The following is a 13,937-nucleotide window of genomic DNA, read 5'->3' as shown; positions in this document are numbered from 1 at the left end:
AAATCAAATATGTGTTCGTCTGTATCTAAAATTTTTCAAGTGAATTTGAAATTACTGTTTTGTGTTTTACTGTTTTCAGCAGTTAAAACTTTTGCACAAAGTCCTGAACTGACTGTGAAAGGAGATGAAGCTGAAAAAGTCAGAATGAGTCAGCTGATTGTCAATGTTAAGGTAGTTGGAAATATTGCCTACACTACTGCCGAAATGCATTTTTTTAATTCGGGCAGTCGTCAGATGGAAGCGGAACTTATTTTTCCGTTGCCGGAAAATGTTTCGGTTTCAAGGTATGCAATTGATATTAATGGTAAAATCCGCGAAGCTGTTCCTGTAAATAAAAATAAAGGGAAACAGGTTTTTGAGGCTGTCGAACATCGTCGTGTTGATCCTGGATTGTTGGAAAAAGTGGATGGGAATAATTTCAGAACCCGAATTTATCCGTTAATGCCTAACGGGGAACGAATTGTAATTATTGGCTATGAGGAAGAGCTTTCTGCTTCTGATAAAAATAATCTGGCGTATCAATTGGTGAGCCGCTATCCTAAAAAGCTGGATAAATTTGAGATAAATGTTTCAGTTTTGGGAGCTTCTTCTTCTCCTAGTGTTGCTGAAAATTCAGGGGAAACGATTGCTTTTACCAACTGGAACCAATCTTTTCAGACTTCTTTGAAAAAGGAAAATTACCAGCCTTCTGAGAAATTGCTTTTTAAAATTCCGATTCAGCAGAATATACCAAGTGTAGTGATGCAGAATACAGGAGGTCAGCATTATTTTTATGGAAATATTTTTATTGAAGGAAATGAGATTGCTAAAAAGCCATCTGCTTCGATTGGATTGATTTGGGATAATTCGCTAAGCTGCCAGACAAGGGATTTGAAAAAAGAACTGGATTTGCTGGATGCTTATTTTCAAAAAATAAAGAATACGAAAGTGACTTTATACTTTTTGAATTACACTTTTGAAAAACAAAAAGAATATGTGATTTCGAATGGAAACTGGGCTGAATTAAAGTCGGTTTTGCAAAACGCAAAGTATGATGGAGGAACACGTTTTTCTCAAATAAATTTTATCGGGCATGATGAATACTTGTTTTTCTCGGATGGATTGTCTTCTTTGAGTGAAAATTTGTTGCCAAAGACTAAAAAGCCTGTTTACACGATTACTTCTTCGGTGTCTGCGGATTTTGCTTTTCTGAACTTTTCATCGATGCAAACTGGCGGAAATTTTATTAATCTGAATCAATTGAATGTAGAAAATGCTTTGGATAAATTGGTAAATAATAATTTGAAGTTTTTAGGAATAAAAGAAAATTTTACGGTAACGGATTTATTTCCGTTGGAAGGAACCTCGGTTTCCGGAAGTTTTAGTTTTTCAGGCGTTTCACTGAATCCGAAAAATGAAATTACGCTATTGTTTGGTTATGATAATGAAGCTGTCCTTGAAAGAAAAATAACTTTGGATGCTTCGACTCAAAGCACGACAGATGTGAATATTGAGAAACTTTGGGCACAGAAAAAAATCGCCAGGCTTGATTTGCAATATGCCAAAAATGCAGAAGAAATTGAACTTTTAGGAAAGAAATACGGCATTATAACCAAAAACACTTCGTTGATTGTTTTGGAGGATATTCGGGATTATATTATGTACGATATTATTCCGCCAGCCGAATTGCGTGCAGAATTTGACAGAATCAAAAAACAGGAACATGACAGCAATCTGGCTCAGCAAAAAAATAACTGGGAGAATATAGACAGTTATTTCGCAGGATTAAATTCGTGGTGGAAAAAGGATATAAAATATGTAACTCCGAAAGTTTTGCCAAAACACAAAGGGAAAAAATCAGCAGAAAGAATAAGAGGTAACAGTGATGCTGTTATGACAGTAGGTGAACCAGTTGGTAGAGGAACGGCAAGTGTTGTAGTGGAAGAGAACAGTATTTCTCAAAATGCTCCATCTACGGTAGACAATGCAAGATTAATTGCATCTGCAAAGGCAAAGGCTGATGCTGAAGCTATGGAAGTTGATAAAAAACCGGATGAATTGCAAGAAGTAGTTGTGATGGGTTATGCCTCAATGAAAAAATCGGATCTTACTGGTGCTGTGCAATCTGTTTCAGCTGAAAGTATTTCAAAAAATACAGATATATCACAAGCGTTAGCAGGGAAAGTTGCCGGAGTTCAAGTTGAGCAAGCGCCAAATAATAATATCACAATAAGAGGGAACACAACAATTACGGATGCAAATAAACCTTTAATAATAGTAGATGGTGAAATTTACGAAGGGAAACTAGAAGACCTAAACAAAGATGATATTGCTTCAATGAACGTTTTGAAAGATGCTTCTTCAACTGCTATTTACGGGAGCAGAGCATCAAATGGAGTGATTACGATTACTACGAAAAATGGTGATGCTAATACAATTCAAAACGAAAACAAAATCTGGAACCCGGATAGATTGTATTTAAAAGCTTTAGCATCAGCTCCAAAAGAAAAGCAATATGATTTGTATTTCGAATTGCGAAAATCACAGGAGAGAAACCCAAGTTTTTATTTTGATGTAGCACACTTTTTCTACAATCAGGGTGATGTGAAAAAGGCATTGCAGGTAATCAGCAATATTGCCGATTTAGGATTAGAAAACCATCAGCTTTATAAAACATTGACTTATACTTTACGTCAATGGCAGGATTTTGATGATGCTTTATTCACCGCAAAACAAATTGCAAAATGGAGAGCTCACGAACCACAGAGTTTAAGAGATTATGCTTTGGCTTTTGAGGATGCAGGAAAATATCAGAAAGCTTTTGATCAATTGGTAAAAGCTTTGGAAGTAAATTATTATGGAGAAATGAGTGGTCAATATGAAGGCGTAGAAGACATTATTTTGATGGATATTAATCGTTTGATGACAGAACATACAGGTTTGGATCCCGGTAAATTAGATAAAAAATATCTTCAAAAAATGCCGGTTGATATCAGGGTGATTATGAACTGGAATTTGATGGATGTCGATTTGGATTTGCATATTATTGAACCAACAGGCGAAGAATGTTATTACAGTCATACAACAACTGAAGCAGGTGCGAAATTTTCAAAAGATTTTACACAGGGTTACGGTCCTGAACAATATTTGATTCGAAATGCAGTCAAAGGAAAATACCTGATTAAAACCAATTATTTTGGAGAAAGAGAATTGACCGAAAATGGTCCGGCAACAGTTATGGTTGAAATTTATACTACTAAAGCAGGAAAAACGACTAAAGTTTTAAAAACAATTCAATTAGGAAAAATTAAGGAGAATGAAGTTTTAGCTGAAATTGTTTGGTAATGTAGCCAGATTCAAAGTATGTTTTCAATTTTAAAAGGCGAAGTTGCGTTGTTCAATTCTAAAAACGTAATTTTGCCTTTTAATATTTTTTAGTTTTAAGAGTAATCTAAAATCTAAAATCTAAAATCTCATATTTGAATGACAGGACTCGTTTATAAATCTACAGGAAGCTGGTACACCGTAAAATCTGAACAAGGCGATTTTATAGAATGCCGTATGAAAGGGAAATTTAGGATGAAAGGTATCAAAAGTACTAATCCTATTGCTGTAGGCGATATTGTAGATTATGAATTGGAAGAAACTTCGGATGCTGTAACCGGAACCATTCATAATATTCACGAAAGAAAGAATTACATCGTTCGTAAATCGGTTAATTTATCACATCAAATGCATATTATTGCATCGAATATCGATAGAGTATTTTTATTGATTACGATAAACAATCCACCAACAACTTTCAATTTTATAGATCGTTTTTTGGTAACTGCCGAAGCTTACAATATTGAGACCATATTGGTTTTTAATAAAATAGACACTTTTGATGAAACGACGCTGGATGACCAATTGTATATGCAATATGTGTATCAGCAAATTGGTTACAAATGTCTTCGTGTTTCTTCGACAGAAATGAAAGGTGTTGACGAATTAAAAGAAATGATGATTGGCAAAGTAAGTATGTTTTCAGGACATTCCGGAGTTGGAAAATCGACTTTGGTAAATGCCATGGAACCTTCTTTACATCTTAAAACCAAAAACATTTCTGAAGCCAGCAAACAAGGTCAGCATACTACCACTTTTGCAGAAATGTATGATTTGTCTTTTAATGCAAAAATCATTGATACTCCCGGAATCAAAGGATTCGGAATTGTTGATATGGAAAAAGAAGAAATCAGCGGATATTTTCCTGAATTCTTCAAGTTGAAAGATCAGTGCAAGTTTAACAATTGCCTGCATAAAGAAGAGCCGCACTGTGCTATAAAAGCAGCTTTGGAAAAAGATGAAATCGCTTGGTCGCGCTACAACAGTTATCTTAAAATACTGGAAGGTGATGAGGAAAATTATCGCACGGATTCTTATGATGAAGACCGAAAAATTAGCGATGAAACCAGAAACCAAAAGTAATTGTGAATTGTAAATGGTTAATTGTGAATTATGTCTGAAAACGTTATAAAAACAAAATCTTTTAATTTTGCTTTGAGGATTATTAAATTGTTTCAGTTTTTGAATCAAGAAAAGAAAGAGTTTGTTTTAAGCAAACAATTACTTCGGAGTGGAACTTCAATAGGAGCAATGGTTAGAGAGTCCGAACAGGCAGAAAGCAAAAAAGATTTTATTCACAAATTAGCTATTGCTCAAAAAGAAGCTAATGAAACAGATTATTGGTTAGAATTATTGTTTCAATCAGATTATCTTAATCAAACACAGTTTCAATCTATAAAATCGGATATTATCGAGATAAATAAAATTTTGGCTTCTATTATAATCACAACAAAACAAAAATTAGCCACAGAATGAATTCACAATTAACCATTCATAATTCACCATTATTTTGAAAGTTGTTCTTCAAAGGGTCTCTTCGGCCTCAGTTACTGTTGATGGAAATAAAACTGCCGATATTCAAAAAGGGCTATTAGTTTTAGTGGGAATTGAAGATGCGGATACTCAGGAAGACATTGACTGGCTGGTAGGGAAAATCATTAAAATGAGAATTTTTGGAGATGAGAATGATGTTATGAACTGTTCTGTTCAGGATATAGATGGCGATATTATAGTAGTAAGTCAGTTTACTCTTCATGCTTCAACTAAAAAAGGAAACCGTCCCTCGTACATAAAAGCTTCAAAGCCGGAATTCGCAATTCCTATGTATGAAAATTTCGTAAAATCTTTAGAAAAAGAATTCAATAAAAAAGTGCAGACCGGAATTTTTGGTGCAGACATGAAAGTCAGTCTTTTAAATGATGGTCCCGTGACAATTTTGATTGACAGCAAAAACAGGGAATAAAAATCTTAAATATTTGTTAAAGGATTGCTAAAAAAAATATATATTTGGCGAAAATACTTACTAATGAAAAACCCTTGTTACGCATTACTTTTTTTCTTGTTTACGCTTATTTCTTTCGCCCAAAAAAGCGAATATGCTATAACCAAAATTGCTGATAGCCTTAAGGAAAATGCGAATGCTGTTGTTCGTCTGGACCAAATGGATATTACAATTGCTTCGCAACGTAGTATGGATATCAAAACGCAAAGAGTTGTAACGGTATTAAACGAAAAAGGTTTAGGTGAAATTGACGCTTATCAGCATTATGATAAAACAACTTCAGTAAAAAGTGTTGAAGCAATTGTTTACGATGCATTTGGTAATGAAATCAAGAAAATTAAACGAAAAGATTTTAGAGATCAGAGCGCTGTAAGCGGCAGTACTCTTTTTTCAGATAATCGTGTGCTTTATTTAGATTATACACCAGTTTCATATCCTTTCACGGTTATTTATACTAGTGAAACTGAAACATCAAATACAGCTTTTATACCGCAATGGTATTTTTTGGGAGGGTATTATGTAAGTGTTGAAAAATGTATTCTAAATGTTACTTTTCCTAATAATCTCGGGTTTAAAAAGAAAGAGTTTCAGTTTTCTGATTTTAAAATTAAAAAAACGGTTGATACTGACACAAAACTAAGTTATGAAGCTGTTAATATTTTAGCTCAAAAATCAGAAGATTTTAGTCCGTCTTCCAGAGATCTTTTCCCAAGAGTGATGATGGGGTTAGAGAATTTTCATTTAGAAGGTGTTGACGGAACAGCTACAACCTGGGAAGCATTTGGTAAATGGTACGGAGATAAAATTCTAACAGGAACCACTGTTTTGTCAGAAGAAACTAAAGCTAAGATAAAAGCTCTTGTCGGCGACGAAAAAGATCCTATAAAGAAGGCAAAAATCATTTATGATTATATGCAGAAGAAATCAAGATACGTAAATATTGCTATTGGTATTGGCGGATGGAAACCTATGCTTGCTTCAGATGTAGATCGTTTAGGTTATGGAGATTGTAAGGCATTATCAAATTATACTAAAGCACTTTTGCAGGCAGTTGATGTTCCTTCATACAATACTATTTTATATGGCGATCGCAATAAGTCTGATATTCAGTCTGATTTTGTTTCTATGCAAGGGAACCATATGATATTGGCAATTCCAAACGGAGATAATTATACCTGGCTGGAATGTACAAGTCAGGATGATCCTTTTGGTTATCAGGGGACTTTTACAGATGACAGAGATGTTTTAGTGGTTAAACCTGAAGGTGGAGTAATTGTCAGAACTAAAATATATGAGGACAAAGGAAATACCCAAACGGATAAAGGTACTTACAGTATTGATGAGAATGGTAATTTATCAGGTTCAGTTAAAATAATTTCAGAAGGCTCACAATATAGTTCGAAATCCAGAATAGAAACTTTACAGCCTACAGAAAAAGAAACACATTATAAAGAATATTGGGATAATATCAATAATCTGAAGCTTGCCAAAATAACTTTTACGAATGACAAAGAGAATGTCCGTTTTACTGAAGATATTCAGGTCAGCGCATTAAATTATGCAGCTATTTCTGCAAATAAGATGATTTTTGCTGTTGATGCATTTAATAAAAATGATGGAAATGTCAAACGTATCAGAAACCGAAAAAATCCGTTTCAGATTCAACGCGGCTACTTAGATACAGATGAAATTGAGATTAATTTACCATCAGGTTTCTCTATTGAATTTTTGCCTTCAAATTTTGAGTTGAAAGGAAAATTTGGAGAATACAAAACCGAAATCATCAAAAAAGAAAATAATAAACTGACTTACAAACGCTCCATGTTTGTAAATAAAGGTAAATATTCGAATAAAGAATATGATGAATACCGTGCTTTTATAGAACAGATTTCAAGAAACGATAACGCCAAAATTATATTAACAAAGAACTAACCAGATGAAAATTAATCAACTACCAATTATTTTATTCCTCTTCTTTTCATTTTTTTTAACAGCGCAAGAATTTAAGTTAGGAAAAGTATCAGTTGCCGAATTAGAACAGAAAGTACATCCAAAAGATACTTCGGCAGTAGCTGCAATATTGTATAAAAAAGGAAAATCCAGTATTGAGTATAATGATAATGATGGATTTGTTTTGATTACACAAGTAGAGGCACGCATTAAAATATATAAAAAAGAAGGTTATGATTGGGCAAATCAAAGTGTAGTATATTATATTGGAGATAACAACTCAAGAGAAAAAGTAGAGTTTTCTGATGTTAATACTTTTAATTTAGTGAATGGCAAGATTGAAAAAACAAAACTAAAAAGTGATGGTATTTTTAACGAGGAAGTTAATAAATACAGATCCAGAAAAAAGATTACAATGCCTAATGTAAAAGAAGGTTCTGTATTGGAATACAGCTATACTGTAAGAACATCTAGTATAGGGATGATGCGGGACTGGACTTTTCAAACCGGTATTCCTGTAAATTATTCTGAATTTAAAACTTATATTCCCGAGTATTATACTTTTAATGTTAGGCAAAAAGGATATATTTTTCCTAAAGCTACTACAGAAAAGAGGAATAAATCACTTATTATAAATTCTAAAGAAAGATATTCAACCGGAGGATTTGGTGGGGGAGCGACGAAGACAGAATTTTCTCAGGATAAGATTGATTATCTTGAAACACAAACAACTTATATCGCTCAGGATTTACCTGCTATGAAAGAGGAGGCATATGTTAATAATATAGATAATTATATTTCTAGTTTAGAACAGGAACTTTCTATGATCAAGTACCCTAACAGCCCCATCAAATCTTTTTCTTCAGATTGGAATTCTGTCGTAAAAACAATTTATGAGTATGACGATTTTGGTCCTGAATTAAATAAAACAGGTTATTTTGAAAATGATTTAAAAATAATCTTAGAAGGTAAGAATACTGACGACGAGAAAATACTAGCGATTTTAAATCATGTTAAAAATAGTGTAAAATGGAATGATTACACAGGATATAGCTGTGAAAACGGGGTCAAAAAAGCTTATAAAGAAAAAACAGGAAATATTGCAGATATCAATTTAATGCTTACCGCCATGCTGCGTTATGCAGGTTTGACAGCAAACCCGGTTTTAGTAAGTACAAGGTCAAACGGAATTGCTTTATTCCCTAACAGAACTGCTTTTAATTATGTAATTGCTGCAGTTGAAACACCAAAAGGCAATATACTATTGGATGCAACTGAGAAGTTTTCAACTCCAAATGTTCTGCCTTTTAGAACTCTAAACTGGTTTGGAAGATTAATTAGAAAAGACGGTACCTCTGAAGAAGTTGATTTGATGCCTAAAAAACTTTCGAACGATATTGTTTTTATAAATTACAGTATTGATTCCGAAGGAAAGGTAACAGGTAAAACCAAAAGACAATGCAGTGATTATAATGCGATGATAACAAGAAAGAATGTTAGCTCACTTAAGGAGGAGGAATATTTAGAAAAACTCGAAAATGACAATAATAAAATTGAAATCAGCGAATATAGCAGAACAAATGAAAAAGATATTTTATTACCAATCATAGAAACATATTCTTTTACAGGTAATAATTTATGTGAACTAATTGGAGGTAAAATTTACGTTAGTCCTATGTTGTTTTTTACAAATGACAAAAATCCGTTTACTCAGGAAGTAAGAGAGTATCCTGTAGATTTTGGTTTTCCATATTCAGACAGATATAATATTACAATTCAAATTCCTGAAGGATTTACAGTAGAAACATTACCAACTCCGACTGTATTAACAATGGAAGATAATCTGGGAACTTTTAAATTTAATATTGCTGTAAACGAAAATACACTTCAATTGTCTATTGTACACCAAATTAATGAAGCAATTGTTTCAACTGAAAAATATGAAATGCTAAAAGAATATTATAAAGGAATGATTGCTAAAGAAACTGAAAAGATTGTTTTAAAAAAGATATAAGATGAAATTTGCGAATATAGTAATAATTGTTTTTTTATTTTTTGCGTGTTCAAATATCAAAGCTCAAAATTATGAACTAGGAAAAGTTACTGTTGCAGAACTCAAGGAAAAATCAAATCCAAAAGATACTACAGCACCTGCCGCAATTTTATTTAAAAAAGGAAGAACTTTTTTTACATACAATCAAAAAAATGGTTTTTCGGCAAACCATGTATATGAATTTAAAATTAAAATTTACAAAAAAGAAGGACTTAGTTGGGCTGATCAAAAAGTACGATTTTATATAGGTTATGAAAAGCTTAATGAAGATTGGGTTGAGTTTTCTAATGCAATAACCTATAATCTTGAAAACGGATCCATCGTTAGGACAAAACTCAATAATCAGGGGAGTTTTAAGAAAAATATAAATAAATATTGGAACGAAAGAATCATAACACTGCCTAATGTAAAAGTGGGTTCAATTATTGAGTACAAATACATTTTGAAATCAGAAAACATTACTAAACTTCCGGATTTTGATTTTCAATATAGAATTCCTGTAAATTATTTTGAATACAAAACGGAGATTCCTGAATTTTATATTTATAAACCAATTTTAATTGGAGGTCTGCCTATAGAATCAGATTCTAAATTTGCCAATGGAAGCCAAAATTATGAAAACGAACATAATCAAACCAATATATTGACGTACAGGCAAATTAATTCTTTTTACTCGGGAAAAGATATCCGGGCTTTGGTTGATGAGCCATATGTTAATAATATTGATAATTATAAGGGCAGTATTAGCCACGAGCTGGAAAGGGTTCGCATGCCGGAGCAGCCTGTTAAAGATTATTCCATTACATGGGAAGGTGTAGCTACTACAATTTTTAAAGATAAAGATTTCGGAGAACAACTTAATGAAAAAAACTTTTTGATTGATGAGGTAAAACGATTACTGATCAACGTTGAATCACAAAATGAAAGATTAAATGTTATTTTTAAATTCGTTCAGAACAGAATGAACTGGAATGAAGAAAATGGTTGTTACACAGATAAAGGAGTTGTAAAAGCCTACGCAGACCAAACCGGAAATGTGGCTGAAATCAATTTTATTTTAATCAATATGCTCAAATTGGCAGGTATAGAAACAAATCCTGTTTTGGTAAGTACTGTCGAACACGGTATACCGGTTTATCCAACAAGAACGGGTTTTAATTATGTTATCGCAGCTGCCGAAGTTGATGGTAAAGAAGTTTTATTAGATGCTTCACATAAATTTACATCACAGGATATTTTGCCGTTAAATGTTTTAAACTGGAAAGGAAGACTTATTAAAAAGGACGGAACTTCTCAGGAAGTAGATTTATATCCTAATGTTGTATCGAATGAATCATCAAATTTGATAGTAAAAATTGAAAATTCCGGAAAAATGGAAGGCATAATCAGGATTCGGAAAACAAATTATGAGGCATATAATTTCAGGATTAAAAATGCCAATAAATCCACAGAAAATTATCTCGAAAAATTAGAAGAAGATTTGGGTGGATTGAAAATTTCAAATTATTCAATTGAAAATAAAAAGACGAATTTATCAGATCCGGTTTTAGAAACTTTTAATTTTGTATCTGAGAATCAATCCGAAATTATTGGAGGTAAAATATTCATCAATCCTTTGTTGTTTTTTACAAGAACTAAAAACCCTTTTACTCAGGAAAAAAGGCAAATGGCGATTTATTTTGGATATCAGACACAGGAAAAATTCAATTTGAGTTTAGATATTCCGGAAGGCTATATGGTAGAATCAATGCCAAAGCCCATTCGAATCTCGTCTGAAGATAAAAAAATAGTTTTCATGTTAAATATTTCCAATCTGGGAAATAAAATTCAAATTGCAAGTACAAAAGAAATTAACAAGAGTATTTTTCCAGCAGATGAGTACGATGTCTTAAAAGATCTTTTTCAGAAAGCGATTATTAGCCAAAATGAGAAAATTGTACTCAAAAAAATATAATTATGGATTGAAAAATCAAGAACTAATCTGAGTTTTTCTTTCTGAATTATAAGACTATTCTTCGTATATTTTGTTTTTCAAACTCTTTTCGTTTTGTTTGTCAGTTATTTCTGCTTTAAAAATGCTGTTAAATTTTTATTTTTTACTTTTAAGTAAAAATCCCTAATCAGTTAATTTAACATCCTCAAATTTTGGCAAAGATAAACCATAATAATTACTTAGATGTTGTTGATAATGTTTGGACCTCTGCGAAGGAAAAAGGAATCATGCATATTAATTCTGAAGAACAAAGTTTTAATGGTGAAAAATTTACTATTAAAGGAAGAGATTTAATAAATTTTGGAACATGTGGTTATTTGGGTTTAGAAATGCATCCTGACTTAATAGCCAATTCAATCGAATTGACAAAGAAATTTGGTACGCAATTATCCATGTCCAGGGCATACATCCGTCCCACATACATTCAGGAGTTAGAGGAGTTAATGTCTCAAATATTTGATGGTAATAAAGTTATCTGCTATACCTCAACTTCAAATGCCCATATTTCTGTTATCGCTACAATTATCAAATCGGATGATTTAATAATACTCGATCAACAAGTTCATTTTAGCGTACAATTTCCTTGTAAAAACACCAAATTACAAGGTACAGAAGTAAAAATGGTCAGACATTCTGATTATGAAATGTTAGAGGAAATGATTCGTGAAAACTACAATAAATACAACCGAATTTGGTATATGGCGGATGGCGTTTATTCGATGCATGGCGATTTACCGGATACAGCTATTTTAAAAAATTTACTTGATAAATACCCGAAACTGCATTTGTATTTTGATGATGCACATGGGATGGGCTGGAATGGAAAAAATGGAGCAGGGTATATTTACGATCAACTGGGAATTAGTGAACGTATTGTTTTAATATCAACACTTGCCAAAGGCTTTGGCTGTGTTGGAGGAACGGCCATTTTTGCGGATCCTGAAATGTATCGAAGAACGGATGTTTTTGGGGGGCCATTAAGTTATTCTCACCCATTATCTCCTGCAAATGTAGGTGCAGCAATAGCTTCTGCAAAAATTCATCTATCCAATGATATTTATACGTATCAATCAGAATTAAAAGAATTGATGAATTACATGAATATGAGATTGAAAGAAAAAAATCTCACAAATATTTCTTCTCCCGATTCTCCTATTTATTTTATTGGAAGTGGGTTAAATAAAGTAACACGTAATTTTGTTCATCGCATTTTACAAGAAGGAATCTATGTAAACACGGCTATGTTTCCCGTGGTTCCTAATGATAAATCAGGTTTGAGATTTACACTGACCCGTCACAACACAAAAGCTGATATTGACTTGCTTACAGATGCAATGGAGTATCATTTACCCAAGGCTATTGAAGAAGAAGGGGATAGTATTGAAAGGGTATATAAAGAGTTTGGATATCGTTTGCAGAAAAATGAAAATAATTCATTAGTTGAATCAACAAATAATTCGAACTTAGTTGTTGAAGAATATACAACAATACATGATATAAATGCAGCGGATTGGAATTTGATGTTTAAAGATAGAGGAAACATTACCCATTCAGGAATGCAGGCTATGGAAGAAATTTTTTCCAATAATGAGAAACCGGAAGAGAATTGGAGTTTTCATTATATTATAGTTAGAGACAAGGAAGGTAAAATAGTATTGTCTACATTTTTTACAGGGGCTATTTATAAAGATGATATGGTAGCACAAGAAAATGTGTCAAAACAAATAGAAGATGTACGTATGGGTGATCCATATTATCTATGCTCAAAAACATTAGCCATGGGCTCTCTATTTTGTGAAGGTGATTTTATTTATGTAGATATTAAACATCCTGAATGGAGAAATTCAGTTAACCATTTATTTGATTTTGTTTCAAAAGTAAAAAAAGACATTGATGCAACGGCAGTTATTTTTAGAGATTTTGAAGAAGGGAATGTTTTAAACCAAATAATAGAAGATGAAGGCTATGCTAAAATGCGAATGCCAAATACTAATGTCATTAAGAATCCTAAGTGGGAAACCACCAATGATTTAATGACATTAATAAAATCCAGTAAAAAACGAGATAACATTAAACAATATGCTATCAGACATCTTGATAAATTTGATGTTAAAATCAAAAATCAAATAACAGATGAGGAGGCAGTTCAATATTTTGATTTATTTGAAAACGTCAAAAATGCCAATTACTCATTTAACTTTTTTCAATATCCTAAAAAAATGGCTAAAGTTCTTTCTAAATATGAAGAATGGGAATTTATTGAAATTAGCCTAAAAGAAAATAATCAGGTAGTGGCTGTCATCTTTGGGCATATTGGTGATGATCACTATTGTCCTTTGATCGTTGGATTAGATTATGATTATATTAACACCCATCATATATATAAGCAAGCCATGTTTCAAATGGTGAAAAGAGGAAACGACCTAAATAAAAAAATTACTTATTTGGGGTTGACTGCTGATTTTGAAAAGCAAAAATATTTAGCTTTGACTGTTCCTACATGGGCTTATCTAAAAGTAGATGAAACATATAACCTGGAATTAATTGAGTCGTATTCGAACGTATAATTGAATAAT

Annotated in this window: 8 protein-coding genes; all 8 read left to right on the top strand. The window is 32.4% G+C overall.

The window, feature by feature from the left end; translation table 11 throughout:
• Window positions 1-39: 39 nt before the first annotated feature.
• The 8 genes from PMI10_RS20065 to PMI10_RS20030 all read left to right on the top strand — a co-directional run bounded on the left by PMI10_RS20065 (window position 40) and on the right by PMI10_RS20030 (window position 13,928).
• Window positions 40-3,324, top strand: a complete 3,285-nt coding sequence (locus PMI10_RS20065; protein WP_238539492.1) for a VIT domain-containing protein — start codon at window positions 40-42, stop codon at window positions 3,322-3,324.
• 138 nt (window positions 3,325-3,462) lie between these two features.
• Window positions 3,463-4,446, top strand: coding sequence for a ribosome small subunit-dependent GTPase A (gene rsgA / locus PMI10_RS20060; RefSeq protein WP_007811171.1), 984 nt, complete (start codon window positions 3,463-3,465; stop codon window positions 4,444-4,446).
• Between the two features lie 30 nt (window positions 4,447-4,476).
• A complete protein-coding gene (locus tag PMI10_RS20055) occupies window positions 4,477-4,839 on the top strand; it encodes a four helix bundle protein (protein ID WP_007811170.1) in 363 nt (120 codons plus the stop codon).
• A 34-nt stretch (window positions 4,840-4,873) separates the two neighbouring features.
• Window positions 4,874-5,326: a D-aminoacyl-tRNA deacylase gene (dtd, locus tag PMI10_RS20050; RefSeq protein WP_007811168.1), complete on the top strand. Its 453-nt coding sequence runs from the start codon at window positions 4,874-4,876 to the stop codon at window positions 5,324-5,326.
• Window positions 5,327-5,389: 63 nt separating this feature from the next.
• Window positions 5,390-7,297, top strand: coding sequence for a DUF3857 domain-containing protein (locus PMI10_RS20045; protein WP_007811165.1), 1,908 nt, complete (start codon window positions 5,390-5,392; stop codon window positions 7,295-7,297).
• 4 nt (window positions 7,298-7,301) lie between these two features.
• A complete protein-coding gene (locus PMI10_RS20040) occupies window positions 7,302-9,329 on the top strand; it encodes a DUF3857 domain-containing protein (RefSeq protein ID WP_007811163.1) in 2,028 nt (675 codons plus the stop codon).
• 1 nt (window position 9,330) lies between these two features.
• Window positions 9,331-11,322 carry a DUF3857 domain-containing protein gene (locus tag PMI10_RS20035; protein ID WP_007811161.1) on the top strand — a complete coding sequence of 664 codons (1,992 nt, stop codon included), beginning with the start codon at window positions 9,331-9,333 and terminating at the stop codon, window positions 11,320-11,322.
• A gap of 191 nt (window positions 11,323-11,513) precedes the next feature.
• Window positions 11,514-13,928, top strand: a complete 2,415-nt coding sequence (locus PMI10_RS20030; protein WP_007811159.1) for an aminotransferase class I/II-fold pyridoxal phosphate-dependent enzyme — start codon at window positions 11,514-11,516, stop codon at window positions 13,926-13,928.
• The last annotated feature ends 9 nt before the right edge of the window (window positions 13,929-13,937 follow it).

The organism is Flavobacterium sp. CF136 (genome assembly GCF_000282055.1).
Lineage (GTDB): Bacteria > Bacteroidota > Bacteroidia > Flavobacteriales > Flavobacteriaceae > Flavobacterium.
This window is presented reverse-complemented; position numbering and strand designations above follow the sequence as displayed.

Excerpts from the sequence above, each read along its gene's own strand:
- PMI10_RS20040 (WP_007811163.1), top strand. The coding sequence starts at position 7,302 with ATGAAAATTAATCAACTACCAATTATTTTATTCCTCTTCTTTTCATTT.
- PMI10_RS20035 (WP_007811161.1), top strand. The coding sequence starts at position 9,331 with ATGAAATTTGCGAATATAGTAATAATTGTTTTTTTATTTTTTGCGTGT.
- PMI10_RS20055 (WP_007811170.1), top strand. The coding sequence starts at position 4,477 with ATGTCTGAAAACGTTATAAAAACAAAATCTTTTAATTTTGCTTTGAGG.
- PMI10_RS20045 (WP_007811165.1), top strand. The coding sequence starts at position 5,390 with ATGAAAAACCCTTGTTACGCATTACTTTTTTTCTTGTTTACGCTTATT.
- rsgA (WP_007811171.1), top strand. The coding sequence starts at position 3,463 with ATGACAGGACTCGTTTATAAATCTACAGGAAGCTGGTACACCGTAAAA.